At 59.3% G+C, this 25812-nt stretch carries 24 protein-coding genes and 1 pseudogene; 14 read left to right on the forward strand and 11 right to left on the reverse strand.

The genetic code is table 11. The features are described 5' to 3' along the window. The 4 genes and pseudogenes from ROG8370_RS21635 to ROG8370_RS16080 all read right to left on the reverse strand — a co-directional run. Positions 1-95: pseudogene (locus ROG8370_RS21635) on the reverse strand (IS200/IS605 family transposase); the annotation flags it as partial. A gap of 271 nt (positions 96-366) precedes the next feature. Further along, a complete protein-coding gene (gene mutT / locus ROG8370_RS16070) occupies positions 367-765 on the reverse strand; it encodes an 8-oxo-dGTP diphosphatase MutT (RefSeq protein ID WP_085828190.1) in 399 nt (132 codons plus the stop codon). A gap of 22 nt (positions 766-787) precedes the next feature. Continuing rightward, complete coding sequence (gene argJ, locus ROG8370_RS16075) at positions 788-2017, reverse strand: bifunctional glutamate N-acetyltransferase/amino-acid acetyltransferase ArgJ (protein WP_085828191.1); 1230 nt, start codon at positions 2015-2017, stop codon at positions 788-790. 3 nt (positions 2018-2020) lie between these two features. Further along, positions 2021-2878, reverse strand: coding sequence for a peptidylprolyl isomerase (locus ROG8370_RS16080; RefSeq protein ID WP_085828192.1), 858 nt, complete (start codon positions 2876-2878; stop codon positions 2021-2023). A gap of 190 nt (positions 2879-3068) precedes the next feature. On the opposite strand from ROG8370_RS16080, the gene secA reads away from it, so the two are divergent. The 3 genes from secA (at position 3069) to ROG8370_RS16095 (ending at position 8436) form a co-directional block, all read left to right on the forward strand. After that, positions 3069-5765, forward strand: coding sequence for a preprotein translocase subunit SecA (gene secA / locus ROG8370_RS16085; protein WP_085828193.1), 2697 nt, complete (start codon positions 3069-3071; stop codon positions 5763-5765). Positions 5766-5861: 96 nt separating this feature from the next. Further along, positions 5862-6851 carry a hypothetical protein gene (locus ROG8370_RS16090; protein ID WP_085828194.1) on the forward strand — a complete coding sequence of 330 codons (990 nt, stop codon included), beginning with the start codon at positions 5862-5864 and terminating at the stop codon, positions 6849-6851. Positions 6852-6876: 25 nt separating this feature from the next. Continuing rightward, entirely contained in the window at positions 6877-8436 is a 1560-nt protein-coding gene (locus ROG8370_RS16095) for a substrate-binding domain-containing protein (RefSeq protein ID WP_085828195.1), read from the forward strand. A gap of 34 nt (positions 8437-8470) precedes the next feature. Here the strand turns inward: ROG8370_RS16095 and radC are convergent, their stop codons facing one another. From radC to dnaK, 3 genes are all read right to left on the reverse strand, one after another. Next, complete coding sequence (radC, locus tag ROG8370_RS16100) at positions 8471-9235, reverse strand: RadC family protein (protein ID WP_085828196.1); 765 nt, start codon at positions 9233-9235, stop codon at positions 8471-8473. A 119-nt stretch (positions 9236-9354) separates the two neighbouring features. Beyond that, complete coding sequence (dnaJ, locus tag ROG8370_RS16105) at positions 9355-10512, reverse strand: molecular chaperone DnaJ (protein ID WP_085828197.1); 1158 nt, start codon at positions 10510-10512, stop codon at positions 9355-9357. 79 nt (positions 10513-10591) lie between these two features. Beyond that, entirely contained in the window at positions 10592-12502 is a 1911-nt protein-coding gene (dnaK, locus tag ROG8370_RS16110; RefSeq protein ID WP_085828198.1) for a molecular chaperone DnaK, read from the reverse strand. Positions 12503-12714: 212 nt separating this feature from the next. Between dnaK and ROG8370_RS16115 the strand changes: the two genes are divergently transcribed. After that, positions 12715-13323, forward strand: coding sequence for an alpha-ketoglutarate-dependent dioxygenase AlkB family protein (locus ROG8370_RS16115; protein ID WP_085828199.1), 609 nt, complete (start codon positions 12715-12717; stop codon positions 13321-13323). Here the strand turns inward: ROG8370_RS16115 and ROG8370_RS16120 are convergent. Then, complete coding sequence (locus ROG8370_RS16120; RefSeq protein ID WP_085828200.1) at positions 13320-14141, reverse strand: ABC transporter permease; 822 nt, start codon at positions 14139-14141, stop codon at positions 13320-13322. The two genes, ROG8370_RS16115 and ROG8370_RS16120, sit on opposite strands and share 4 nt — an antisense overlap. 136 nt (positions 14142-14277) lie before the next feature. Here ROG8370_RS16120 and cysQ point away from each other — a divergent pair, with 136 nt between their 5' ends. The 5 genes from cysQ (at position 14278) to ROG8370_RS16145 (ending at position 18994) form a co-directional block, all read left to right on the forward strand. After that, on the forward strand, positions 14278-15075 hold the full coding sequence (gene cysQ, locus ROG8370_RS16125; RefSeq protein WP_085828201.1) for a 3'(2'),5'-bisphosphate nucleotidase CysQ: 798 nt from the start codon (positions 14278-14280) through the stop codon (positions 15073-15075). 1 nt (position 15076) lies between these two features. Next, complete coding sequence (locus ROG8370_RS16130; RefSeq protein WP_085828202.1) at positions 15077-15877, forward strand: 3-deoxy-manno-octulosonate cytidylyltransferase; 801 nt, start codon at positions 15077-15079, stop codon at positions 15875-15877. A 149-nt stretch (positions 15878-16026) separates the two neighbouring features. Then, on the forward strand, positions 16027-16920 hold the full coding sequence (gene galU, locus ROG8370_RS16135; protein WP_085828203.1) for a UTP--glucose-1-phosphate uridylyltransferase GalU: 894 nt from the start codon (positions 16027-16029) through the stop codon (positions 16918-16920). A gap of 22 nt (positions 16921-16942) precedes the next feature. Further along, positions 16943-17926, forward strand: a complete 984-nt coding sequence (gene galE, locus ROG8370_RS16140; protein ID WP_085828204.1) for a UDP-glucose 4-epimerase GalE — start codon at positions 16943-16945, stop codon at positions 17924-17926. Positions 17927-17962: 36 nt separating this feature from the next. Continuing rightward, positions 17963-18994, forward strand: a complete 1032-nt coding sequence (locus ROG8370_RS16145; protein ID WP_085828205.1) for a glycosyltransferase family 2 protein — start codon at positions 17963-17965, stop codon at positions 18992-18994. 4 nt (positions 18995-18998) lie between these two features. On the opposite strand, the gene ROG8370_RS16150 is transcribed toward ROG8370_RS16145, so the two are convergent. Further along, positions 18999-19592, reverse strand: coding sequence for an HD domain-containing protein (locus ROG8370_RS16150; protein WP_170925274.1), 594 nt, complete (start codon positions 19590-19592; stop codon positions 18999-19001). Positions 19593-19627: 35 nt separating this feature from the next. Continuing rightward, a complete protein-coding gene (locus tag ROG8370_RS16155) occupies positions 19628-20485 on the reverse strand; it encodes an FkbM family methyltransferase (protein WP_245827443.1) in 858 nt (285 codons plus the stop codon). A gap of 269 nt (positions 20486-20754) precedes the next feature. Between ROG8370_RS16155 and ahcY the strand changes: the two genes are divergently transcribed. Beyond that, on the forward strand, positions 20755-22143 hold the full coding sequence (gene ahcY / locus ROG8370_RS16160; RefSeq protein ID WP_085828208.1) for an adenosylhomocysteinase: 1389 nt from the start codon (positions 20755-20757) through the stop codon (positions 22141-22143). Positions 22144-22341: 198 nt separating this feature from the next. Further along, a complete protein-coding gene (locus tag ROG8370_RS16165) occupies positions 22342-22683 on the forward strand; it encodes a DUF2853 family protein (RefSeq protein WP_073200184.1) in 342 nt (113 codons plus the stop codon). A gap of 74 nt (positions 22684-22757) precedes the next feature. On the opposite strand, the gene ROG8370_RS16170 is transcribed toward ROG8370_RS16165, so the two are convergent. Continuing rightward, positions 22758-23234: a MarR family winged helix-turn-helix transcriptional regulator gene (locus tag ROG8370_RS16170; protein ID WP_085828209.1), complete on the reverse strand. Its 477-nt coding sequence runs from the start codon at positions 23232-23234 to the stop codon at positions 22758-22760. Between the two features lie 246 nt (positions 23235-23480). On the opposite strand from ROG8370_RS16170, the gene ectA reads away from it, so the two are divergent. The 3 genes from ectA to ROG8370_RS16185 are packed head-to-tail and all read left to right on the forward strand — an operon-like array spanning position 23481 to position 25743. Continuing rightward, the gene (gene ectA, locus ROG8370_RS16175) at positions 23481-23999 is read left to right on the forward strand and encodes a diaminobutyrate acetyltransferase (protein ID WP_085828210.1); all 519 of its coding nucleotides are present in this window, start codon (positions 23481-23483) and stop codon (positions 23997-23999) included. A 55-nt stretch (positions 24000-24054) separates the two neighbouring features. Further along, a complete protein-coding gene (gene ectB / locus ROG8370_RS16180; RefSeq protein ID WP_085828211.1) occupies positions 24055-25347 on the forward strand; it encodes a diaminobutyrate--2-oxoglutarate transaminase in 1293 nt (430 codons plus the stop codon). A gap of 3 nt (positions 25348-25350) precedes the next feature. Beyond that, positions 25351-25743 carry an ectoine synthase gene (locus ROG8370_RS16185; RefSeq protein WP_085828212.1) on the forward strand — a complete coding sequence of 131 codons (393 nt, stop codon included), beginning with the start codon at positions 25351-25353 and terminating at the stop codon, positions 25741-25743. The last annotated feature ends 69 nt before the right edge of the window (positions 25744-25812 follow it).

Below are 25812 nucleotides of genomic sequence, written 5' to 3' on the forward strand. Positions count from 1 at the left end.
AGTGCCCCCGTCAGCACCTTATAAAGGTACTTGGTCGACCAGACGATGTGGTAGCGGTGATAGAAAACGCAGTGTTTGCCGGTGTCATATTGCATGATCGTACCCTCAGAAAAATGAGCCTCCGACCCGGCTGCGGCTCATTTTTCTGAGGGTACGATCATAAAGCGATTCTTTCACGCTGAAGCGGGTCCGACTGGAAGTCGGAGGGTTTGCTCCACGGCGTGGATACTAAAACTTAGGTTAGATCAAAATCTTTAAAACACTACTAAATTCTCTGAAGATTCGGCTAAAATCCGAGCAGGCATCGCGCCAGCCGGGGAATTTGCTTTCAACGACCAATAACGTGACGTGGCATTCAGGGCGCTGTCAAAGCCAATCGCGCAAAATTGGAATGAGAGGGATATCCGCAGGGGGCATCGGATAGGACTTGAGATCCTGCGCGCGCACCCATTTCAGGGTCTGGCCCTCGCGCCCCTGTGGCGTGCCTTCCCATTTGCGACAGGCAAAGAGCGGCATCAGAAGGTGAAAGTCGTCATAGGAGTGGCTGGCAAAGGTCAGCGGCGCCAGACAGCTTGCCCAGGTGTTGATGCCAAGTTCTTCTTCCAATTCGCGGATCAGGGCGTGCTCGGGGCTCTCGCCCGGTTCGACCTTGCCGCCGGGAAATTCCCACAGCCCCGCCAAGGATTTACCGGCAGGGCGTTGGGCAAGCAAAATACGGCCATCGACGTCGATCAGGGCAACGGCAGAGACAAGAACGATCTTCATGGGCGCACTTTCGGGGCCAATATCACGACCGGTAATCGGCGTTGATGTCGATATACCCGTGGGTCAAATCGCAGGTCCAGACCGTGGCGGTGCCGCCGCCGAGGCCAAGATCCACATGAATTTCGATCTCCTGATTCTTCATGTAGGCGGCGGCGCGATCCTCGTCATAGTCGGGGCTGACCCAGCCATCCTTGGCCACAACCATGTCACCAAACCGTATCGACAGAGTATCGCGATCGGCGCGCGCGCCGGATTTGCCCACCGCCATCACGACCCGGCCCCAATTGGGATCTTCGCCTGCAATCGCGGTCTTGATCAGCGGCGAATTGGCGATGGATTTGGCATGCACATGGGCCTCGGCGTCGCTTGCGGCACCGGTGACGGAAATCTCGACAAACTTGGTCGCGCCTTCACCGTCGCGCACGACCTGATGGGCAAGGTCGAGCATGACACGGCGCAGCCCTTCCATGAAGCCGATGTTATTCTCGGTCACCCGGATGCCCGAGGCGCCGGTTGCGGCCACCAGAAGGGTGTCAGAGGTCGAGGTATCGCTATCGACGGTGATACAATTGAACGTGGTCCGGTTCAGCGCGCTGACCGTGCTTTGCAGGATTTCCTGATCAATCGCGGCGTCTGTGAAGATATAGACAAGCATGGTCGCCATATCCGGCGCAATCATGCCAGAGCCTTTGGCGATCCCGGCGATATGCACCGCCTGACCGTCGATCACCACCGTCTCGCACGCGCCCTTGGGAAAGGTGTCTGTGGTCATGATCGCGCGGGCAGCGTCACCGATACCATCATGGCTCAGGGCGCCTTTGAGCGTGTCGATACTGTCGATGATGCGCTGATGCGGCAGCGGCTCACCGATAACGCCGGTCGAGGATGAAAACACCCGCGCCACCGGCACGCCAAGCCGGTCGGCCACCGCGCCGGTCACGGCCGCGACCGAATCCGTGCCAAGACGCCCGGTAAAGGCGTTCGCATTGCCCGAATTCACGATGATCGCCGCGCCCTTGGCCGGGTCGCCGCCAATCTTGTCCTGGCAATCAAGCACCGCCGCCGAGCGCGTGGCAGAGCGCGTAAACGCCCCCGCTATCGCCGTGCCGGGTGCAAGCGTGACAAGCATCACATCGGTGCGGTCCTTATAACGCACGCCTGCCGATGTGGTGGCAAAGCTCACTCCGCCAATGCTCGGCAGATCGGGAAAGGCGGCGGGTGCAAGCGGGGAAAGCGGCGGGGTGGCGCCCATGGCTTATTTCTCCAGAAGAGTGGTGTTGTTGATCAGCGCCGGATCATAGGCGCTTATGTCTGTGCGGGTGACTTCGGTGGCGTCTTCAAGATTTGCGACATAGGCGTCAAAGGCCTCTTGGCGGATGCCATCGGCCAGTTCATCGCGCACCTCGTTCAGCGAGGGGCGTTCCTTGACGCGGGTCTCATTGAGCTTGATCACATGCCAGCCAAATTGTGTCTGCACCGGGGGCGACACCTGTCCGGGTTCAAGCTTGGCCACGGCATCAAAGAACTCCTGAACCATGACGCCATCGCTGAACCAGCCAAGATCGCCACCACCGGGGCCTGAGGGGCCGGTGGAATGCTCTTGCGCAAGCGCGGCGAAATTCGCGCCGCCTTCAAGCTCGGCCACGAGGGCCTTGGCCTCGTCTTCGCTCTCGACCAGAATATGGGCGGCCTTGTATTCGGTTTCCTCATCGCCGCCAATGTACTGGGCATCATAGGCAGCTTGCAGCGCCTCATCGGTCAGCGCGGCCTCAAGTACGCGGTCGATCACGTCACCGGCCGTCACGGCGCGGGTTTCGTTCTCAAGACGCCATTTGGCGGCCTCCGACAGCGGGCCTTCATGGGCGCGCATCAACAGGGTTTGCTGGATCAGCTGATCCAGAACGCCCTTGAACAGAACCTCTGGCGGAAGCTGATTGTAATCCGCAGGCAGGCCGTTTCGCAGGGCAAGCATGTGCCCAAGAGTGATCTCGCTATCGCCAACCGAGGCCATCACCGTATCCAGCGTCGGCGCGTCTTGCGCGACGGCGGGGGTGGTGATTGCGAGGCCCGTGATCAGGGCTGTGGCGGACAAAAGGCGTAGGCGTGCGAACATGAAGATATTCCTTTGTCGATACTGCAATGGCGGCTGCGCGGGTGCGCAACGTTGACACTCTTCCGGCGGCCCCTTACATCGCCTTATGGTAAAGGCAAAGCCGCGCTCTTTGGCCCGTTGTAGGGTGGCCGGGGATGCGGGGCAAGTAATTGCCTTTCACGGATAGTCAAAACACCGGAACGGATAAAAAATGCTGGGTATTTCAACGGTCGCCAAAAAGATCTTCGGAACGCCGAATGACCGCAAGATCAAGGCGACACGGCCGCTGGTTGACAAGATCACCGCGCTTGAACCCGAGTTTGAAGCGCTCAGCGACGCCGGGCTGATTGAAAAGACCGAAGAATTTCGCAAGCGGATTGCCGAGGGCGAAACGCTTGACGCGCTTTTGCCAGAGGCTTTTGCCAATTGTCGCGAAGCGGCGCGCCGGGCGCTCGGCCTGCGGGCGTTTGACGTTCAGTTGATGGGCGGCATTTTCCTGCATCAAGGTAACATTTCCGAGATGAAGACCGGTGAAGGTAAAACGCTTGTGGCGACCTTTCCGTCATATCTGAATGCGCTGTCGGGGCGGGGCGTTCACGTGGTTACGGTCAACGACTATCTTGCGCGGCGTGACGCCGAATGGATGGGCAAGGTGTTTGCCGCCCTCGGCATGACCACCGGTGTCGTTTATCCGCAACAGCCCGAGGCCGAGAAACAAGCCGCCTACGCCGCCGATGTGACCTATGCCACCAACAACGAGCTTGGATTTGATTATCTGCGCGACAACATGAAATCCTCGCTCGAAGAGATGAACCAGCGCGGCCATAACTTTGCCGTGGTCGACGAGGTGGACAGCATCCTGATCGACGAGGCGCGCACGCCGCTTATCATTTCCGGCCCAAGCGAGGACCGCAGCGAGCTTTACCTGACAATCGACGCGCTGATCCCGGAATTGCAGGACGCGCATTTCACGATTGACGAAAAGACCCGCAACGTCACCTTCACCGAAGAGGGCAACGAGTTTCTTGAAGAGCTTCTGCTGACGCGTGGCGTTCTGGAAGAGGGGCGCTCGCTTTATGACCCTGAAAGCACCACGATCGTGCATCACGTCAATCAGGGGCTGCGCGCGCACAAGCTTTTCCAGAAGGACAAGGATTACATCGTGCGCGGTGGGGATGTCGTTTTGATCGACGAATTTACCGGTCGGATGATGGCGGGGCGGCGGTTGTCCGAAGGGCTTCATCAGGCGATCGAGGCCAAGGAAGGCTGTCAGATTCAGCCCGAGAACGTGACCCTCGCACAGGTGACATTTCAGAATTATTTCCGGCTTTACGATACCCTCTCGGGCATGACCGGCACCGCGGTGACCGAGGCCGAGGAATTCCAGGAAATTTACGGTCTTGGCGTGGTCGAAGTGCCGACCAACCGGCCGATTGCCCGGATCGACAAGGATGACGCGGTTTATCGCACCACCACCGACAAGCTTAACGCGATCATCGAAACAATCCGCGAAGCGCATGACAAAGGGCAGCCGACCCTCGTTGGCACCACCTCGATCGAGAAATCCGAACTGCTGAGCAGGCTTCTGACCGAGGCGAAAATTCCGCATAACGTTCTGAACGCGCGCCAGCATGAAAAAGAAGCCCAGATCGTGGCTGATGCCGGCAAGCTTGGCGCGGTTACCATCGCCACCAACATGGCCGGGCGCGGCACCGACATCAAACTTGGTGGCAATGTCGAGTTCAAGATCATGGAGGCGATTGCCGCCGATCCCGAAGTCGACCCCGAAGAGATCCGTCAAAAGATAGAAGAGGGCCATGCCGCCGATGAAGAGGCTGTCAAAGCCGCAGGCGGGCTTTTCGTGCTGGCCACCGAGCGCCACGAAAGCCGACGCATCGACAACCAGTTGCGCGGTCGCTCCGGCCGTCAGGGCGATCCGGGCATGTCGGCCTTTTTCCTGAGCCTCGAAGACGACCTGATGCGCATCTTCGGCAGCGAGCGCCTTGAAAAGGTGCTCTCGACGCTGGGGATGAAAGAAGGCGAGGCGATCATTCACCCTTGGGTGAACAAATCGCTTGAGCGCGCGCAGGCCAAGGTCGAGGCGCGCAACTTTGATATCCGCAAGCAGTTGCTCAAGTTCGACGATGTGATGAACGAACAGCGCAAGGTGGTCTTCAAGCAGCGGCTTGATATCATGCGGGCCAAGGACCTGTCCGAGATCATCGAGGACATGCGCGGCGAGGTGATCGACGATCTGGTCGATACCTACATGCCACCCAAGACCTATGCCGACCAATGGAACACCGAAGGGCTTTACGCGGCGGTGATCGAGCGTCTTAACCTTGATCTGCCGGTGATCGACTGGGCCGCCGAAGAGGGCGTGGACGACGAGGAAATCACCGAGCGCCTTGAAAAGGCCGCCGATGAGATGATGGCCGCCAAGGCCGCGGCCTTTGGTCCTGAAACCATGCGCATGATCGAAAAGCAGGTCTTGTTGCAAACCATCGACACCAAGTGGCGCGAGCATCTTCTGACGCTTGAACATCTGCGCAGCGTCGTCGGCTTTCGCGGTTATGCACAGCGCGACCCGCTGAACGAGTACAAGAACGAGGCGTTCCAGCTGTTCGAAACCATGCTCAACAGCCTGCGTGAGGATGTGACCCAAAAGCTGGCCCAGATCCGCCCGATGACAGAGGCCGAACAAGAGGCCATGATGCAGGAAATGGCAGCACAGCGCGCAAAAATGGAAGCGCCTGCCCATGATGCAACGCCCGCTGAGGCCCCCGAAGCCGCCGCGTCGGGGTTTGTCGAATCTGATCCTTCGACCTGGGGAAATCCGGGCCGCAACGAGGTTTGCCCCTGTGGATCCGGAAAGAAATTCAAGCATTGTCACGGGCGGTTGGCCTAAGCGCCCCCGCCGGAATGACTCCGTTTCTTTGCCACAAGACAGCCTTGTTTAACCAGTACTCTCTCACTTGACCCTTAAAAGGCATGGGAGAGTGTTATGTCCAAGTACAGACGTTATATCACCGCTGGCGGCTCGCTCGCATGTGCGCTTGGCATCGGTTATTTCATGCAGGCAAGCCATAACGGCCCCGTCAACGTTCGCGCGGCGGGCATGGTGGATGCCGGTGAACCCAAGATCGAGATTTCACAGATCACGCTGACCTCTGCGGCCCCGACGCCGCCGGTGGCCATGGCGGAACCTGCGGCTTTGCCTGCGGTGCCGGTCACATTGGCCGTGGCACAGGATGCGCCGCTTGCCGATACCCTTCCCTCCGAAGAGGCCGCGCCGGGCTTTTCCTGCGAGTACAGCATGACCGCAAAACCGCTGGCCGCCGCGATGGTCGAGGTCACCCTTGATGCGCCTTGCATGATCAACGAGAAATTCACGCTGCACCAGAACGGCATGATGTTCACCGAGGCGACCGACGATAAGGGCCAAAGCGTCCTGACCGTGCCCGCGCTTGCCGAGAACGCGGTTTTCATTGCCTCCTTTGGCAATGGAAATGGCAATGGCGAGGGTGCGATTGCGACCGCGTCGGTCAATTCATTCGCCTATTACGACCGCTTTGTCGTGCAGTGGGGTGGCGCCCGTGGCGTGAAAATCCACGCCTTGGAATATGGCGCGGATTTTGGGGATGAGGGGCACGTCTGGGATGATGCGGCCCATGATATGGCGCGCGCCGCGCGTGGCGAGGGTGGGTTTCTGACCCGCCATGGCGCGCCCGATATGGATAACGCCCTCTTGGCCGAGGTCTATACCTTTCCGACCGAGACCGCGCTGCGTGCCGGTGACATCAGTCTGCGGGTCGAGGCCGAAGTGACCGCAGCCAATTGTGGCCGCGATCTAGAGGCCCAAACCATTGCCACCGATTCTGTGAGCGGGTTGAAAGTTCAGGATATCGTGCTGGCCATGCCCGATTGCGATGGGATTGGTGACTTTCTGGTGTTGAATAATCTGTTCAATGACCTGAAGGTTGCGCGAAACTAATTCCGCAGCATTCGGGGGTCATTCCATGACAAAGGTGCGTGCGGCGATTGTCGCCGCACTTTTTGTATTTGCCTCGGTGTTGCCCGTGGTGGCGCAGGATGTGACCCTGCGCTCTTATGACGGGGATGTCGAAATCTCCGGCAATCTGCTTGGATTTGATGGCGAGTTTTATCGCCTCGACACGGTTTACGGCGAGCTGACGGTCGATGGCTCAGGGGTTGCCTGTGACGGCCCCGGTTGCCCCAATCTTGAAAATTTCGTGGCGCGGCTTGCGTTTTCGGGCGCACCGACGATTGGCAAGGTTTTGATGCCCGCGCTGATCGAGGCCTTTGCCATTCGTGGCGATTACGATGTCACCCGGCGCGACGAGGGCGATAATGAAATCAGCTATGCCCTGAGCAGCCGCAAAACCAGCGACCTTGTCGGCGAGTTTACCTTTCGCCTGACCAATACCGATGAGGGGTTTGCCGATCTTTTGGCCAATGAGGCCGATATCGCCATGACCCTGCGCGAGGCGCACACAGATGAGGTGAGCCATGCCAAGGCCGCCGGGCTTGGCGACCTGACGGCGCCGGGGCGTGCGCGGGTGCTGGCGCTTGATGCGCTTATCCCGGTCGTGGCGCCCAGCAATCCGGTGCAGGGGATCACCATGCCGCAACTGGCCGAGGTACTGGCCGGGCGGCTTGCCAATTGGAACCTGCTTGGTGGCCCGGATGCGCCGATTGACGTGCACCTTTGGGATGAACGCACCGGCATCGGGCAGGCCAGTGTCGATCACCTGCTCGGGCCGGGTGGGTTGCCCGAAAACAGCCGCGTGCGCCGCCATGACAACGGCGACGCGTTTGCAAAGGCCGTCGCGCGCGATCCTTTTGCGCTTGGCCTGACCATGCGGTCCGAACAGGGCAATACCTGGGAACTTGCGCTGACGGGGGACTGTGGCTTTGCCCTGACGGCGACCCGCCGTGCTGTCAAGACCGAGGATTACCCGCTGACTGCGCCGCTGTTTCTTTATCTGCCGGCGCGGCGTTTCCCCAAGTTGGCGCGCGAATTTCTGGCCTATCTGCGCGACCCTTCGGCACAATTGGTGATCCGCCGCGCCGGCTTTGTCGATCAGGCCCCCGAAGAGATTGACATCAACGCGCAGGGCGACCGCTTTGCCAATGCGATCGCTCAGGCCGGACCCGAGGTTGGCTTGCAGGAGTTACAGCGCATGGTCGGGGTGCTGTCCTCGCTTAAACGGCTGACCACCACCTTTCGGTTTGAACCGGCGTCGGTCCGCCTTGACGCGCAATCGCGCTCGAATGTCGAGCAACTGGCGCGCGCGCTTGAGCTGGGGTTATACGATGCGCGGCGGTTGGTGTTCGTGGGGTTCAGCGACGGGGATGGGGCGGCAGGGCCGAACCGGGATATTGCAATGCGCCGCGCCGAGACCGTCGCGCGCGCGGTCAAGCGGGCCGCCGAAACCGCCAACTTTGACCGGATCGCGGTTGAAATCGACGCCTTTGGCGAAGCGATGCCAATGGCCTGCGACGATACCGCATGGGGGCGACAGGTAAACCGCCGGGTCGAGGTCTGGGTGCGCTAGTTTGCGAGACCGACGCGCAAGGGCCGGATGAGCGTCACAGGTGGCCTTCCGAGCGAAAGCTGATTTCGCAGGATTTTCCGATGATGATATGGTCATGCAGAGTGATGCCCATCGTCGTCGCCGCGGCCTCGATCTGATGGGTCATGGTAATATCCGCCTCTGACGGCGTCGGGTCGCCCGACGGATGGTTGTGCACCAGGATAAGCGCGCTGGCATTGAGCTGAAGCGCGCGTTTCACCACCTCGCGCGGATAGACCGGGACGTGATCGACCGTGCCCTGGGCCTGCTCTTCATCGGCAATCAGGATGTTCTTGCGGTCCAGGAAAAATACGCGAAACTGTTCGGTCTGGCGATGGGCCATGGTGGTGTGACAGTAATCCAGCAGCGCATCCCAGGATGAGATCACCTGACGGCGCAATACCTTGGCCCGTGCCAGACGATGTGCGGCGGCCTCGACGATCTTGAGCTCGGTGATCACCGCCTCACCGACGCCGGGCAGCGCCGAAAGTTGATCTGGCGCCGCCGAGAGGACGCCGTTGAAATCGCCGAATGCCTCAATAAGCTGATGCGCGAGCGGCTTCACGTCGCGGCGCGGAATGGCACGGAAAAGCACCAGCTCCAAAAGCTCGTAATCCGGCATGGCCTGCGCGCCGCCGCTTAGAAACCGCGTGCGCAGCCGCTGGCGATGGTCACGGATGTAAGAGGGCTGTTTTCCGCCGCCAGGCGGCGCAGCCTCGATCGCTTCGTCGCCGACAAAAAGCGGCAGGGGCATTTCGGAAAAGGCGCGTGGATCACTCATGGCAAAACCCTGCCTGATCAGGGTTAGCGAATGGTTAACCACGGCGGAGTGGAGCGTGCAAAAGGAAAAAGGTGCGCCGCTAAGCGCACCTTTTCAGGGTCGTGCTGTGGTTTTCGGGCCTAGCTTTTCATCGCATCCCAAAAGTTTTTGACCGACGAAAAGAAGGTTTTGCTTTCGGGGTTGTTGTCTTCCGACAAGGCCTCGAACTCACGCAGAAGCTCTTTTTGCTTGCTGGTCAGGTTCACCGGCGTTTCAACCGCAAGTTCGATGAACATATCACCGGTGCCGCCGCCACGCAGAGCGGGCATGCCCTTGCTGCGCAGACGCATCTGACGGCCGGATTGGCTTCCGGCGGGGATTTTCACACGGCTGCGCCCGCCGTCGATGGTGGGCACCTCGATATCACCGCCAAGCGCGGCCTTGATGACCGACACGGGCACGCGACAAAAAAGATTCGTCTCTTCGCGCTCGAACAGGTCGTGTTTGGCGACATCAATGAAGATGTACAGATCACCCGACGGACCGCCGCGCATGCCGGCCTCACCCTCACCCGCAAGACGGATGCGGGTGCCGGTTTCCACGCCGACGGGGATGTTGACGCTAAGGGCGCGCTCTTTTTGGGTGCGGCCTTGCCCCTGACAGGATTTGCAGGGGTTCTTGATGATCTGACCCAGACCGCCACAGGTGGGGCAGGTCCGTTCAACGGTGAAAAAGCCCTGTTGCGCGCGGACCTTGCCCATACCTGAACAGGTGGGACAGGTGGTCGGCTCGCCGCCACCTTCGGCGCCCGAGCCGTTACAGGCGTCACAGCCAACAGCCGTGGGCACCTTGATCGTCTTTTGCAGGCCGGAATAGGCCTCTTCCAGCGTGACACGCAGGTTATAGCGCAGGTCAGAGCCGCGCGAGGCCCGCTGACGGCCACCGCCGGGGCGCCCGCCGCCACCCATGAAATCACCAAAGAGGTCATCGAACACGTCGGAAAAGGCGCTGGCAAAGTCGCCCTGACCGCCGCCACCCATGCCGCCACCGGGGCGTGGGCCACCCATACCCCCTTCAAAGGCGGCATGACCAAACCGATCATAGGCCGCTTTCTTGTCGGGGTCCTTCAGGGCATCATAGGCTTCGCCCGCCTCTTTGAACTGGCGTTCAGAGTCGGGGTTGTCGGAATTGCGGTCGGGGTGAAGTTCTTTGGCCTTCTTGCGATAGGCTTTTTTGATCTCTTCCGCCGAGGCGCCCTTGGAAAGCCCAAGCACTTCGTAATAGTCACGTTTGGCCATCGGGGATCTCCTTTTGACGGATCATCAGGGCGCGGCCCGGCATACTGCCTGACCGCCCCTGATCAATCCTTAACGTGCCTTAGGCGCGTTTGTTGTCGTCGAGATCCTCGAAGTCGGCGTCGAGGATGTCATCTTCGCCAGCATCGGCACGATCTGCGGCTGCGGGCTCTCCGTCGGCCTCTTCCTGGCTCGACTTATAGATCGCCTCGCCAAGCTTCATCGCCGCTTCGGTGACGTTCTGGATGCCGGATTTGATCTTGCCGGCGTCTTCGCCTTCAAGCTCATCCTTGAGCGCCGCGATGGCAAGCTCGATTGCCTCGATCGTGGTCGGGTCAACCTTGTCGGCATGCTCTTCCATCGACTTTTCGGTCGAGTCGATCAGGCTTTCGGCCTGGTTTCTGGATTCGACCAGCTCGCGGCGCGCCTTATCGGATTCGGCGTTCTCTTCGGCGTCGCGGACCATTTTCTCGATGTCATCGTCGCTTAGACCACCAGAGGCCTGGATCGTGATCTTTTGCTCTTTGCCGGTGCCCTTGTCCTTGGCCTGAACCGAGACAATGCCGTTGGCGTCGATGTCAAAGCCGACCTCGATCTGCGGCATGCCGCGCGGTGACGGCGGGATGTTTTCAAGGTTGAACTGACCCAGCATCTTGTTGTCTGCGGCCATCTCACGCTCGCCCTGGAACACGCGGATCGTCACGGCCGACTGATTGTCTTCGGCGGTCGAGAAGATTTGCGATTTGTTCGTAGGGATCGTGGTGTTGCGGTCGATCAGACGGGTAAAGACACCGCCAAGCGTTTCGATGCCAAGCGACAGCGGTGTCACGTCGAGCAGAACCACATCCTTGACGTCGCCCTGAAGAACGCCGGCCTGAATGGCGGCACCCATGGCGACAACTTCGTCGGGGTTCACACCCTTGTGGGGCTCTTTGCCGAAGAACTTGGTGACTTCTTCAACCACGCGGGGCATCCGGGTCATCCCGCCGACAAGAACGATCTCGTCAATCTCGGAGGCTTTCATGCCGGCGTCTTTCAGAGCGGCGGCACAAGGCTTCATCGAGGCTTTGATCAGATCACCGACCAGGCTCTCAAGCTTGGCACGGGTCAGCTTGACGACCATGTGAAGCGGCGAGCCATCAGAGCCCATCGAGATGAAAGGCTGGTTGATCTCGGTCTGCGAGCTGCTGGAAAGTTCGATCTTGGCTTTCTCGGCGGCTTCTTTCAGGCGCTGAAGCGCCATCTTGTCCTTGGTCAGGTCAACGCCGTGCTCTTTCTTGAACTCGTCGGCGAGGTAGTTGACGATGCGCATGTCGAAATCTTCACCGCCAAGGAAGGTGTCGCCATTGGTGGCTTTCACTTCGAACAGGCCGTCGTCGATTTCAAGAATGGTCACGTCGAAGGTACCGCCGCCAAGGTCATAGACCGCGATGGTGTGGGTGTTTTCCTTGTCCAGGCCATAGGCAAGCGCGGCCGCGGTCGGCTCGTTGATGATGCGCAGCACCTCAAGACCGGCGATCTTGCCGGCGTCTTTTGTTGCCTGACGCTGAGCGTCGTTGAAATAGGCCGGAACAGTGATGACGGCCTGCGTCACCTCTTCGCCAAGATAGCTCTCGGCGGTCTCTTTCATTTTCCCGAGGATGAAGGCCGAAATCTGGCTGGGCGAATATTTCTCGCCGCGTGCCTCGACCCATGCATCGCCGTTGCCGCCGTCAATGACGTTGAACGGCATGTTCTTCTTGTCCTTGGCCAGGTCCGCATCATCGGCGCGACGGCCGATCAGACGCTTGACACCAAAGACGGTGTTTTCGGGGTTGGTCACGGCCTGGCGTTTGGCGGGCTGGCCGACAAGGCGCTCGTTCTCGGTGAACGCGACAATCGACGGTGTCGTGCGTGCGCCTTCGGCGTTTTCAATCACCCGCGCCTGGCTGCCATCCATGATGGCGACGCAGCTGTTCGTGGTTCCAAGGTCAATACCAATAACTTTGGCCATGTGTTCGATCCCTTCATACTTAGGCGATGTGGCGGAAACCTGACCCGTTTCGGCATCAGATCCCCGGTTGGGTAACGGAGCAAGACAAGACTTGTCCCGTGTTTCTCGGCGTATATAGGCAGGCCTATGTAACCCTGCAAGCGGTGCAAGGGTGTGGATTCCGCAAAATTGGACTAAATTGCACATAGCCCGGCAAAAAAGAGGCGATCAAGATGGCAGAACCGACGCTAAACGTGCGCGGGTGCGAGATTTACGAAGGCTGGCTTGATGGTGATGCACAGGCGGCCCTGGTGCAGGATTTGCGCGATGTCGTGGCGCAGGCTCCGCTTTTCACGCCCCGGACACCGCGTGGAAAGCCGATGAGCGTGCGCATGACATCGGCGGGTAAATATGGCTGGTATTCGGACCGGCGCGGCTATCGCTACGAGGGCGCGCACCCCAAGGGCGGGCCGTGGCCGACGATCCCGCCTGCTGTGCTTGATATCTGGCGCGCTCTGGTTAGCCCCGCAAGGATGCCCGATTGTTGTCTGATCAATTACTACACGTCTGACGCGCGCATGGGTTTGCATCAGGATCGCGACGAGGCCGATTTTGCCTGGCCGGTTTTGTCCGTGTCCCTTGGGGATGATGCGCTGTTTCGTATTGGCAGCGACACCAAGGGTGGCGCGACCTCTTCGGTCTGGCTCAACTCTGGTGACGTGGTGGTGATGGGCGGCGCGGCGCGGCTTTGCTATCATGGGATTGACCGGATCAGGCCGGGCACCTCGGCGCTGTTTCAGGGGACCGGGCGGATAAACCTGACCTGTCGGGTGGTGGATTAGCGCCGGGCGTTCCAGCTGCTTGATGCATATTGCCGGGTATAGAATTCACCCATCAACCCGATCACGAGAAAGGCAATGGCCACGTAGATCGGATATTCAAGCGAGGTCTTGTGCGGCATATAGTTGATGAACACAAAGCCGCGCGTCTGATCGATGATGTGAAACAGCGGGTTCCAGTCAAACAGGCTTACCATAAAGGCGGGCAGGGTGTTGACCACGAACATCTTGCCCGAGGCGATCATGTTGGCGCGCTGATAGATTGTGGCGAACAGGGATACAAAGGTCGGGAACCAAGGTTTGATCGCCAGCAGGACAAGGCCGATTGCGACGCCGCTGAACCATGACAGCAAAAGCATGCCGAAGGCCGCGATCGGGCGCTCGATGTCAAACGGGGTAAAGCCGACGTGATACACGAACAGGATCACGAACATCGACAGCGCCTGAATGTAGAGCGCGCCGATGGCGGCGGCGCTGATCGAAATGATTGTGTTCATTGGCGCATGCTGCATCATCGGCGACGATGGCCCCTCGGCTCCGACCACGGCGCTCATGGCCTTGATGTGGGTCAGGTACATGAAAATGCCCGACATCATGAATAACAGGAAATCGCCCCGCATTTTAGCGCCGCGCAGGCCAAGCACCGAGAACATGAGGTAGAACGACAGCACCATGATCACCGCAGTGGTGATGTTCATCACCAATGCCATGACGGCATTGCTATGGCCCTTGCGGATACTGCGAACGACCGAATGATAGATCAACTCGGCGATACGAAGCGCCGAATGAAGCGTCGATGTGGGTCTGGCGGTTCTGAACATGGTCGAATGTGCCTGATTGCCTGTGCTTTTCTTATGTGGGTTTCTTGCTGTCCCGTAGAGAGCGTATCATAAGGGGCTGCAGGTAATCTATCTATTAACGGCGCAGAATTGTGTCGCGCACTAAAGGAGCGGTGTTTTGGACTATGACAGGCTTGTCTCGGTAATCCGGAAGTTGGCCCTTGAGGCCGGGGATCGGATCATGGAAATCTACGAGGCTGACGATTTTGACGTAAAGGTCAAATCCGACGATAGCCCGGTCACCGCAGCCGATGAGGCCGCCGATGCGATCATCTCGGCCGGTTTGCGCGCGGCGTTTCCCGATGTGACCCTCGTGACCGAAGAACAGGCCGCGTCGCATGCCGAGCGCGCCGAGACGTTCCTTATTGTTGATCCGCTGGATGGCACCAAGGAATTCATCAACCGGCGCGGCGATTTCACGGTCAACATCGCCTATGTCGAAAACGGCGTGCCGACGCGGGGCGTGGTCTATGCGCCGGCCAAGGAGCGGATGTTCTTTACCCTGGCCGACGGCAGCGCAGTCGAAGAAGACGGCCCGTTCCAAAAGGACACCACGGGTAACCTGCGCGCGATCCGCGTTTCAGAGCCGGACAATGCCGCCCTTATGGTGGTTGCAAGCAAATCGCACCGCGATCAGGCGACGGATGATTATATCGGCAAATACGCGGTCAAGGACATGAAGAGCGCCGGATCGTCGCTCAAGTTCTGTTTGATTGCGACGGGCGAGGCCGATATTTACCCGCGTGTCGGGCGCACGATGGAATGGGATACCGCCGCTGGGGATGCGGTGTTGCGCGGTGCAGGTGGGCGCGTTGTGCGTTTTGATGATCACCAGCCGCTGGTTTATGGTAAAGACGGCTATGCCAACCCGTTTTTCATCGCCTGCGCCCCGGCCGTTGAGTTGAAGGAAGCCTGATTTGAGCGTTCTGATCGTCATTCCGGCGCGTTATGCGTCGTCTCGCTATCCCGGCAAACCGCTGGCCACGCTGACCGGCGCCACCGGCGAGACCAAGAGCCTTATCCAGCGTTCCTGGGAGGCGGCGTGCCAAGTGGCGGGAGTTGACCGGGTGGTCGTGGCCACCGATGACGCGCGGATCAAATCGGCGGCGGAGGCGTTCGGCGCCGAGGTGGTGATGACCTCTGAAAGCTGTGGCAATGGCACCGAACGCTGCGCCGAGGCCCTGCAGAACCTTGGTGGCGGGTATGACATCATCGTGAACCTGCAAGGCGACGCGCCGCTGACGCCGCATTGGTTTGTCGAAGATCTTGTCAAAGGTCTGCGCGCTGATCCCGAGGCCGAGGTCGCCACTCCGGTGCTACGCTGTGAGGGGCGTGCGCTTAACGGGTTCCTGCAAGACCGCGCCGCGGGCCGTGTCGGCGGGACGACGGCGGTTTTTGGCACCGGTGGTCGCGCGCTTTATTTCTCGAAAGAGGTGATCCCCTATACCGGCCAAAGCTACGGCGATGATGCGCTGACACCGGTGTTTCACCATGTCGGGGTCTATGCCTATCGCCCTGCGGCGCTTGCCGATTATGCGGGCTGGGACATGGGCCCGCTTGAGGCGCTTGAGGGCCTGGAACAGCTTCGCTTTCTTGAGCGTGGCCGCCCGGTGCTTTGTGTCGAGGTCGAGGCGCGGGGCCGCCAGTTCTGGGAGCTCAACAATCCAGAAGATGTGCCGCGCATTCAAACGATGATGGCCGAAATGGGCATGGCTTAGGCGCTTAGGTGCCACAAGACCCGGCAAACACACCAATGCCGTGGTTGATTTGCGCAACCTATCCTAAATTTCCCCGCTAAACCCTATGCATCGCATGATGTTTTTGTATATGAGGGTGCCAACGGTGAAAGATTTATTAGGAACGGCTTATGCGTAACAAGGTAACAAAGGCGATTTTCCCTGTGGCAGGGATGGGCACACGGTTTTTGCCGGCGACCAAATCGGTTCCGAAAGAGATCATGACGCTGGTGGATCGCCCGCTTGTTCAATACGCGATTGACGAGGCCCGCGCGGCCGGAATTAAAGAATTCATTTTTGTCACCTCGCGCGGCAAGGGCGCGCTTGAGGACTATTTTGACATTGCCCCCCAGCTTGAGGCCGAGCTTCGCAAAAAGGGCAAGACCGAGCTTCTGGAAATCCTGAAATCCACCAATATGGACAGCGGGGAGATCGCCTATACCCGCCAGCACAAGCCGCTTGGCCTTGGGCATGCGGTCTGGTGCGCGCGTCGCCTGATCGCGAATGAACCCTTTGCCGTGATCCTGCCCGATGACGTGATCGCCGCCGAAAAGCCCTGCCTTGCACAGATGGTCGAGGCCTATGAGGAAACCCAAAGCAATATCGTGGCCGCCATGGAAGTGCCGGATCACATGACAAGCTCTTACGGTATCCTTGACGTCAAGGATGACATGGGCTCGATGGTGTCGACCAAGGGTATGATCGAAAAGCCGGGGCCGGGCATGGCGCCGTCGAACCTTGCGGTGATCGGCCGTTACATTTTGACGCCGACGGTTTTGCAGAAACTGAACCGTAAAGAGGCCGGCGCAGGCGGTGAAATCCAGCTTACCGATGCGATTGATGCCGCACGCCAGGATGGCGAAGAGGTTTATGGTTTCCGCTTTCAGGGTCAGCGGTTTGATTGTGGATCCAAGGCGGGCTTTCTTCAGGCGACAGTGGCCTTTGCTCTGGCGCGTCCTGAGTTGCGCGACGAGTTGTGGAATTACATCTCGGACGTTGTGCATTCAGAGAAAGCCGCGCAATAGCGAACCTTAAAAGGGGCTGGCGGTGACGAATATTCTGGTGACTGGCGGGGCGGGCTATATCGGCTCGCATGCCTGCAAGGCGCTCAAGGCGGCGGGCTATACGCCGGTGACCTACGACAATCTTAGCACGGGCTGGCAAGAGGCGGTGAAATTCGGGCCTTTCGAGCAGGGCGACCTGACCGACCGCGCCCGTCTTGACCAGATTTTTGCCGCCTATCAGCCGGTTGCCGTGATGCATTTCGCCGCCCTGAGTCAGGTTGGCGAAAGCATGCGCGAACCGGGGCTTTACTGGCATAACAACGTCGCCGGGTCGCTCAACCTGTTGCAGGCCGCGGTGCAGGCGGGATGCAAGAATTTCGTCTTTTCCTCGACCTGCGCGACCTATGGCGATCAGGATAACGTGATCCTGGACGAAACCAGTGCCCAGCATCCGATCAACGCCTATGGCGCCAGCAAACGCGCGATCGAGGATATGCTGCGCGATTTTGAGGTGGCCTATGACCTGCGCCACGTCATTTTCCGTTATTTCAACGTCGCGGGTTGCGATCCTGCCGGTGAAGTGGGCGAGTTCCACCAGCCCGAAACCCATTTGATCCCGCTGATGCTTGACGCGATCGAGGGCAAGCGCGATGCGTTGACGATTTTCGGCACCGATTACGACACGCCCGATGGCACCTGCATTCGCGATTACGTGCATGTTTGCGATCTTGTGGATGCGCATATTCACGGGCTGAAATGGCTTGAGGATGACAAAGGCAGCCGGGTTTTCAATCTTGGTACCGGAGCTGGGTTTTCGGTGCGTGAAGTGATTGATCAATCGGCCGCGATCACCAACCGCCCGGTGCCGGTTGTCGAGGGGCCGCGTCGGCCCGGTGATTGCACCAAACTCGTCTCGGGCTCGACCCGCGCCGAGGCCGAACTTGCCTGGCGGCCGGTCCGCTCGAGCCTTGATCAGATGATTGCCGATGCCTGGCGTTGGCATCAAACTGGACATTACGAGAAATAGCGCCGACGCTGTCTTGGGCGTGCGATAAGGACGGGCATGGGCAGGATGGACAGGCTTAACGACTTGGCGATGGCCTATCGGTTGCGATGGAAGCGCCGCCGGTTGTTGCTGCGCGCCTTTCGCAAACGCCAACAGCTAAGCCCGGTGATGGATCGCACCGCGAACATCGCGGCGGACGATATTCTTGCCGCCAGCACCGTGCGCAACGAACGCGCGCGCCTGCCGTTTTTCCTTGATCACCACCGACACCTTGGGGTGCGCCATTTCCTGTTCGTCGATAACGGCAGTGATGACGGCACCGCCGAGTATCTAGCGCAGCAGCCCGACGTGTCGCTTTGGGCCACCAAACACAGTTACAAGCTGTCGCGTTTCGGGGTCGATTGGCTGACATGGCTTCAATACAAACATGCGCATGGCCATTGGTGCCTGACGCTCGATGCCGATGAAATCCTGATCTACCCCTATCACGATAGCCGCCCCTTGTCGGCGCTGGTGGAATGGCTTGAACGACAGGGGCGACAGTCGTTTGGCGCGCTGATGCTGGATATGTACCCCAAGGGTCGCCTGTCGGCGCAGGCGTATCGCGCAGGCGATGACCCGTTCGAGACCCTGTGCTGGTTTGATGGCGGTAACTACATGATCCGGCGCAAGCCCGACCTGCAAAACCTGTGGATTCAGGGCGGCGTGCGCGCCCGGCGCTTTTTTACGGCCGAGCCAAGGCGCGCGCCGACGATGGGCAAGGTGCCCCTGGTCAAATGGAACCGCCGGTTCGCCTATGTAAGCTCGGCGCATTCGCTTTTGCCGCGCCGTTTGAACCGGGTTTATGATGGCTTGGGCGGCGAAGCGGCCTCTGGCGTGCTGCTCCATACCAAGTTTCTGAGTGCCGTTGTCGAACGCTCTGCCGAGGAAAAGCAGCGCCGGGAGCATTTTGCCAATAGCGCGCTTTATGATGCCTATTACGACGACCTTACCCAGGACCCCGATCTTTGGTGCGATCAGTCGACCCGCCTGACCGGCTGGCGCCAGCTCGAGTCGATGGGTCTGATGTCGCGTGGCGGTTGGGTGTGATCCGCTAGCCAATTTCGGCAATGAGAGCGTGATGTCGCGCGGTGTAATCGGCGCGCACAAGGGTGGGCGGGCGCAGCTCAATCGCCAGATCGCCAATCACCTCGGGGTCGGGTTTGCCAAAGAAACGATCCGCCTCGGCGGTGCTGAAACCGGCGATTTCGATGGCTTCCATCCAGGCGCTTATCTTGTCGGCCTTCTTGATCTGTTTCTTGACCGCAGGCGGCAGGGATGCCGGCAGGCCAAAGCGGATATGGATCGCCGCGACAAGCCGCTTGTCCAGCTCGTCATAGCCCGGCCCGACGGCGGCTTTGACCGGTGAAATCATGTCGCCGATCACATATTCCGGCGCGTCATGCAAAAGCGCGGCGAGCCGCCATTTCGCAGGCGCGCGCGGGTTCATGCGATCAAACAGGCGCTCGACCAAAAGCGAATGCTCGGCCACCGAATAGGCGAAATCGCCCACCGTCTGCCCGTTCCAGCGGGCGACAAAGCTAAGGCCGTGGGCGATATCCTCGATCTCGATATCGACCGGCGTCGGGTCCAGCAGATCAAGCCGTCGGCCTGACAGCATTTTTTGCCATGCGCGGGGTGGGGGCAAGGGCGTGCTCCGGTTGGTGGCGGGTTTCGCCCTTGCTAGCGGCTTTGGCCGGGCATTGCAAAACCTTCGATCATCGCGGCCAGAAGGGGCGAGCCTGCGCGCGCCACCAAAAAGTTATAGCCTTTGTAGGGATCGGTTTTCAGCGCGCGGATCGCATTGATTGAGGGCATGGCCGCAATCCCACCCTCGATCGCAAACACGTGCATGTCGTCAAGGCCCAGCAAATGCGCGCTCGGGGTACAGGCCGGATCGTTGCCGTGATCCTCGTAGATCAGAACGCTGCCCTCACTTAACGCGCGTGCGGCGCCGTCGATTGCTGCCACCTCGGCGCCCTCGACATCAAGCTTGATGAGCGCGGCGGTGCCCGCAGGCACAAGATCATCAATCGCCAGAGTGGTGACGGTTTCGGTCTGATCGCCATGCCCGGCATCCTCAGCCCCCAAAAGCCGCGCCGAAGCGTGGCTGAGGTGGGTGTTGAGAAAGGTCAGCGTTTCGCCGGACCGCGCATGAATGGCGGCGCGGTGCAGGGTAACATTGGGCAGTTTACCTGCGTTCTGATCGAGCGCGGCGTAGGTGTTCGCTGAGGCCTCAACCGCGATCACGCGCTCGAACTTGCCAGCGGCTTGCGTCGTCCAATAGCCCTTGTTGGCACCGAGATCACAAAACAGAGGGGTACGGCCGCGCGCGGCCTCAAGGGCGGCGGCGACCTCTGGTTCATAGGGGAAATGATAAAGCGCAAAGCGTGTCCAATAGCCGTCGTTGAGCGCGATGCGATAAGGCGGGGCATCGCCAATCTGCAAGAACGCCGCATTGTCCGGGCTGAACACCCGTCCCAGACCGCGCGCAAAGCGCCCATAAAGTGCACGGGTCACCGCAAGCCGGAACAAGCCCATCAACATCCCATATTGCAAACGGGCGGCGGGGCCGGTGAATGTGAGAGCGCGCTGAGGTATCATACGGCACAGGTAATCGCGCCGATGCTCAAGCGCAAACCCAAAACACCGGGTCCTTGCGCACCTCTGTCGCCCGTGGCGTTCACCAAGTTGTGGATTGAGGCCACACAAACGCGGTGCGGTTGGGCGGCAGGATAATCGCGCATTGCCCAATAGGGGGGTGAGTGCTATCTGGCCTGCAAATTAGTTATGCAAGGAGCCACCCCAAAATGGCACAGGATTATATCGTCAAGGACATCAGCCTGGCAGCCTATGGGCGCAAGGAACTGAACATCGCCGAAACCGAAATGCCGGGCCTGATGGCGCTGCGTGCCGAATATGGCGAGGCAAAGCCGCTTAAGGGCGCGCGCATCGTCGGTAGCCTGCACATGACGATTCAGACCGCTGTTCTGATCGAAACGCTGGTTGATCTTGGCGCCGATGTGCGTTGGGCGTCGTGCAACATCTTTTCGACGCAGGACCACGCGGCGGCGGCGATTGCCGAAGGCGGCACCCCGGTTTTCGCGATCAAGGGTCAGTCGCTCGAAGAGCATTGGGATTACCTCGACAAGTCGTTCATGTTCGAGGATGGCCCCAACCTGATCCTTGATGATGGTGGCGATGCCACGCTTTATGTTTTGCTTGGCGCACGCGCCGAAGCCGGTGAAGAGATCATCCCGGTTCCGGCCTCTGAAGAAGAAGTGGCCATCAAGGCCCAGATCGCCAAGCGCATGGCGGCAAGCCCCGGCTGGTTCACCAAGATTCGCGATCAGATCGTTGGTGTCTCCGAGGAAACCACGACCGGCGTGCATCGCCTTTATGACCTTCACAAAAAGGGCCAGCTTCCGTTCCCGGCGATCAACGTGAACGACTCTGTGACCAAGTCGAAGTTCGACAACAAATACGGCTGTAAGGAATCGCTGGTTGACGGCATCCGCCGCGCCACCGACACGATGATGGCCGGCAAGGTTGCCGTCGTTATGGGCTATGGCGATGTTGGCAAGGGCTCGGCCGCGTCGCTGCGCGGTGCCGGCGCACGCGTCAAGGTGACCGAGATTGATCCGATCTGTGCGCTTCAGGCTGCGATGGACGGCTTCGAGGTCGTGTTGCTTGAGGATGTCGTATCCTCGGCGGATATCTTCATCACCACCACCGGCAACAAGGACGTGATCCGCATCGAGCATATGCGCGAGATGAAGGATATGGCGATTGTCGGCAACATCGGCCACTTCGACAACGAAATTCAGGTTGCTGCCCTCAAGAACCACAAGTGGACCAACATCAAAGAACAGGTCGACATGATCGAGATGCCGAATGGTCATCGCCTGATCCTGTTGTCCGAGGGTCGCTTGCTCAACCTTGGCAATGCTACCGGCCACCCGTCGTTCGTGATGTCGGCCTCGTTCACCAATCAGGTTCTGGCGCAGATCGAGCTTTGGACCAAAGGCGAGGAGTACAAGAACGACGTCTACATCCTGCCCAAGCATCTGGATGAAAAGGTCGCGCGCCTGCATCTGGATCGGATCGGCGTAAAACTATCTAAACTGGATGCCGAGCAGGCCGCCTATATCGGCGTGTCGCCCGACGGCCCGTTCAAGCCCGAGCATTACCGCTATTAATAACGGATAAATGCCGTGCAAACGCCCGCTGACCCTTTGGTTGGCGGGCGTTTTTTGTTGGCTTTTCGCCTAAGGGGAGATCTCTGGCGATTTTCCCTTTGAGCGGGCAAAATCTATCGTTATCGTGCCCAAAGCTTCGGTGTCGGGGCGTGGAGAAATGACAAGCGGCCAAAGCGCCGAAAACTTGGGAGAGATTTGATGGGAAAGCGTGACGATTTGATTGCTCAGTATGCGGATGACCTGCGCAATAAATGCGGGATGCAACCGGATATGGACCTGCTGACGAAAGTGACGATCGGCTGTGGTCCGGCAATCTACAACGCTGATGCGTCGACTGTGGCTGGTAGCCAGCCTGCCGAGATCGAAACGGTCAAGAACAATTTCCTCATCAAGAAGCTGGGCCTTGCCGATGGTCCGCAGCTTGATGATGCGATTGCTCAGGTGATCGAGGTTTACGGCAAGTCCGAGCGCAACAAATATCGCGCGGTCGTCTATTACATGCTGACCAAACATTTCGGCAAAGAAGCCGTCTACGGCTAAGCCGCCCTATAGCGTCAAAATCAAAGCGTCTGCCCGATGTGGCGGGCGTTTTTCGTTTGCGCCGGGGCGCACCCTCAGGATGCGTTGCGCAGATCGCCCACGTCAAGCACCGGCGAGGCGTCGATCATCTCGGCATCAAGCATCAGGGCCACCCGTTCAAGTGAGGCCACAAGCTGTGCCTGCTCCCAATCTTCCAGTGCCTCGAACTTGCGCACATAGCGTTGTTGCAAAGCGTCTGGCGCGCGGCGAATGGTTTCGCGCCCGGTATCGGTGATCACGATATTGGTCTGGCGGCGGTCAGTTTCGGATTTCTCGCGCACGACCACGCCATGCTTGACGAGCTTGTCCACCAGCGACGTCACCGTCGCCTGTGAAACGCGCATCTGGTTGGCAATCTCGGTCGCCGTGCAACTATCGCGCTCGGCGACGATTTGCAGCACGCGAAACTGTACGGCGGTCAATCCGGCGGCATTGGCAAGTTTGCGGCCATACATTTCAGTCGCGCGCAAGATGCGGCGCAACGCGATAAGGCTTTGGTCTGTGCGGTCCATACGTGCCCCTTTGGTGATTGAGGTTATGGTCGCAAAGCTGTCACTTAATTGCAATTTGAATTCCTCCAGGACAAATAATTTCAATGGCTAAGTAAACATATAGCGCAAAACCACCTTAATAATAAGGGAAATAGGCTAAATGTCGCAGTAAAAGCGATTTTTAGGGGCAGGCCTTGATTTTTTAGAGCGCCCAATATACTTAGCAATACGAAGTAACAACGAGGTCATGCACAGATGCGACATGCTATGGAAATGTTTCGAAAAGCCCTGCCCACCCTGCGCAAGCCGACTGCTGCGGATGGCGCCGAGATTTGGGAGCTGATCCAGGAGTGCAAGCCGCTTGATGAGAACTCGATGTATTGCAACCTGGTGCAATGCGACCATTTCCGCGACACCTGTGTCGTGGCCGAAATGGACGGCGACATCGTGGGTTGGGTGTCGGGCTATACCCTGCCTGACGATCCCGAAACTCTGTTCGTGTGGCAGGTTGCCGTGTCTGAAAAGGCGCGCGGCACCGGTCTTGGCACGCTTATGCTGCGCGGTCTTCTGTCGCGTGAAGAGTGCAAGGATGTGACCCGCCTTCAGACCACGATCACGCGCGACAATGCGGCCAGCTGGGCGCTGTTCCGCAAGTTTGCCATCCTTCAGAACGGCGAACTTTCAAGCGCGCCCTATTTTACCCAGTCGCTGCACTTCAAGGGGCTGCATGACAGCGAATACATGGTCACCGTGGCCCTGCAAGAGCGGATGAAAAAGGCGGCCTGAACAAGGCCTGCCTGCCCGCTCTGCCCCCCCCCGAACTCACCGAAAGGATATCCTTATGTCGACTGACATGTCAGGCGAATTTGCTATTTTCAACCGTCGTGAATCCGAAGCGCGCAGCTATTGCCGCAGTTTTCCCAAGTCGTTCGTCAAGGCGACCGGGTCTGAGCTGACGGATTCCGATGGCCGCAGCTATATCGACTTTCTGGCCGGGTGTTCTTCGCTCAACTACGGCCACAACGACCCGGATATGAAGCAGGCGCTGATTGATCACATCATGGCCGACGGGATCACCCATGGCCTTGATATGCACAGCGATGCCAAGGCCGCGTTTCTGACCGCGTTCGAGGATATCATTCTCAAGCCGCGGGGCATGGATTACAAGGTGATGATGACCGGCCCGACCGGCACCAACGCGGTCGAGGCCGCGATGAAGCTGGCGCGCAAGGTCACGGGGCGGCGCAATATCATCGCCTTCACCAACGGGTTTCACGGCATGACCATGGGCGCGCTTGCCTGTACCGGCAATGCCAGTAAACGTGCCGGCGCCGGGCCTGTGTCGCTGAACGATGTGTCGCGCATGCCGTTCGAGGGCGCGTTTGGCGCCGATATCGACAGCCTGCGGATTGTCGAGGAAATGCTGTCGAACCCCTCAAGCGGGATCGACGCCCCCGCCGCATTCATCATCGAGCCGGTGCAGGGCGAAGGTGGGCTTAACGCCGCCTCGACCGAGTTCATGCAGGGCATTGCACGGCTTGCCCGCGAGCATGGCGCGCTGTTGATCGTTGATGACATTCAGGCAGGCTGTGGGCGCACCGGCACCTTCTTCAGCTTTGAAGAGATGGGCATCGAGCCCGATCTTATCCCTATGGCGAAATCGTTTTCGGGCATGGGCCTTCCGTTTGCGGCGCTGCTGATCAAGCCAGAGCATGACATCTGGGGCCCGGCCGAGCATAACGGCACCTTCCGGGGCAACACCCACGCCTTTGTCACCGCACGCGTCGCGCTTGAGAAGTTCTGGAAAGACGACAGCTTTCAGCACGAGATTGCCGAGAAGGCCGAGATGCTGCGCGAGGCGCTGCAACGGATCGCGGATGAGATCCCCGGTGCCTCGCTGAACGGGCGCGGAATGATGTTGGGCGTCGACGTCGGATCCGGCGACCTGGCGGGCGCGATCTGTGCGCGAGCGTTTGAGATGGGACTTATCATCGAGACATCCGGCGCCAACGACGAAGTGGTCAAGGTGCTTGCACCGCTGACCACCCCGAAAGATACCTTTGCCAAGGGTCTGAGCATCTTGCACGATGCCGCCCGCGACATCAGCGCAACACATAAAATCGCAGCGGAGTAACACATGATTGTCAGAGACTTTAACGAGATCGTCAAAAACGAGCGCGACCGCGTCGTATCGGATGCAAAGTGGTCGTCCGTGCGGATGCTCTTGGCCGATGACGGGATGGGGTTTTCGTTCCACATCACCTTTCTCGAGCCGGGATCGGAACACACGTTCGAATACAAGAACCACTTTGAAAGTGTCTATTGCATGCAGGGCAAAGGCTCGATCACCGATCTTGCCAGCGGCGAGACCCACGCGATCCAGCCGGGCGTGATGTATGCCCTGAACGAGCATGACCGCCACGTCCTGCGCGCCGAAGAAGAGCTTGTGATGGCGTGCGTGTTCAACCCGCCGGTGACCGGCAAAGAGGTTCACCGCGAAGACGGCTCTTATGCGTTGGAAGACGCCTGAGCATGTCACTCAAAAGTGGGGACCGGTTTTGAGCTTCTCGAACATGCGACACGCCCCAAGACAGAAAGG

It is taken from the genome of Roseovarius gaetbuli (genome assembly GCF_900172365.1).
Classification (GTDB): Bacteria; Pseudomonadota; Alphaproteobacteria; order Rhodobacterales; family Rhodobacteraceae; genus Roseovarius; species Roseovarius gaetbuli.

Coding starts and splice junctions, on each gene's coding strand:
- mutT (WP_085828190.1), bottom strand. CDS start 765: ATGAAGATCGTTCTTGTCTCTGCCGTTGCCCTGATCGACGTCGATGGC.
- argJ (WP_085828191.1), bottom strand. CDS start 2,017: ATGGGCGCCACCCCGCCGCTTTCCCCGCTTGCACCCGCCGCCTTTCCC.
- ROG8370_RS16080 (WP_085828192.1), bottom strand. CDS start 2,878: ATGTTCGCACGCCTACGCCTTTTGTCCGCCACAGCCCTGATCACGGGC.
- secA (WP_085828193.1), top strand. CDS start 3,069: ATGCTGGGTATTTCAACGGTCGCCAAAAAGATCTTCGGAACGCCGAAT.
- ROG8370_RS16090 (WP_085828194.1), top strand. CDS start 5,862: ATGTCCAAGTACAGACGTTATATCACCGCTGGCGGCTCGCTCGCATGT.
- ROG8370_RS16095 (WP_085828195.1), top strand. CDS start 6,877: ATGACAAAGGTGCGTGCGGCGATTGTCGCCGCACTTTTTGTATTTGCC.
- radC (WP_085828196.1), bottom strand. CDS start 9,235: ATGAGTGATCCACGCGCCTTTTCCGAAATGCCCCTGCCGCTTTTTGTC.
- dnaJ (WP_085828197.1), bottom strand. CDS start 10,512: ATGGCCAAACGTGACTATTACGAAGTGCTTGGGCTTTCCAAGGGCGCC.
- dnaK (WP_085828198.1), bottom strand. CDS start 12,502: ATGGCCAAAGTTATTGGTATTGACCTTGGAACCACGAACAGCTGCGTC.
- ROG8370_RS16115 (WP_085828199.1), top strand. CDS start 12,715: ATGGCAGAACCGACGCTAAACGTGCGCGGGTGCGAGATTTACGAAGGC.
- ROG8370_RS16120 (WP_085828200.1), bottom strand. CDS start 14,141: ATGTTCAGAACCGCCAGACCCACATCGACGCTTCATTCGGCGCTTCGT.
- galU (WP_085828203.1), top strand. CDS start 16,027: ATGCGTAACAAGGTAACAAAGGCGATTTTCCCTGTGGCAGGGATGGGC.
- ROG8370_RS16145 (WP_085828205.1), top strand. CDS start 17,963: ATGGGCAGGATGGACAGGCTTAACGACTTGGCGATGGCCTATCGGTTG.
- ROG8370_RS16155 (WP_245827443.1), bottom strand. CDS start 20,485: ATGGGCTTGTTCCGGCTTGCGGTGACCCGTGCACTTTATGGGCGCTTT.
- ahcY (WP_085828208.1), top strand. CDS start 20,755: ATGGCACAGGATTATATCGTCAAGGACATCAGCCTGGCAGCCTATGGG.
- ROG8370_RS16165 (WP_073200184.1), top strand. CDS start 22,342: ATGGGAAAGCGTGACGATTTGATTGCTCAGTATGCGGATGACCTGCGC.
- ROG8370_RS16170 (WP_085828209.1), bottom strand. CDS start 23,234: ATGGACCGCACAGACCAAAGCCTTATCGCGTTGCGCCGCATCTTGCGC.
- ectA (WP_085828210.1), top strand. CDS start 23,481: ATGGAAATGTTTCGAAAAGCCCTGCCCACCCTGCGCAAGCCGACTGCT.
- ectB (WP_085828211.1), top strand. CDS start 24,055: ATGTCGACTGACATGTCAGGCGAATTTGCTATTTTCAACCGTCGTGAA.
- ROG8370_RS16185 (WP_085828212.1), top strand. CDS start 25,351: ATGATTGTCAGAGACTTTAACGAGATCGTCAAAAACGAGCGCGACCGC.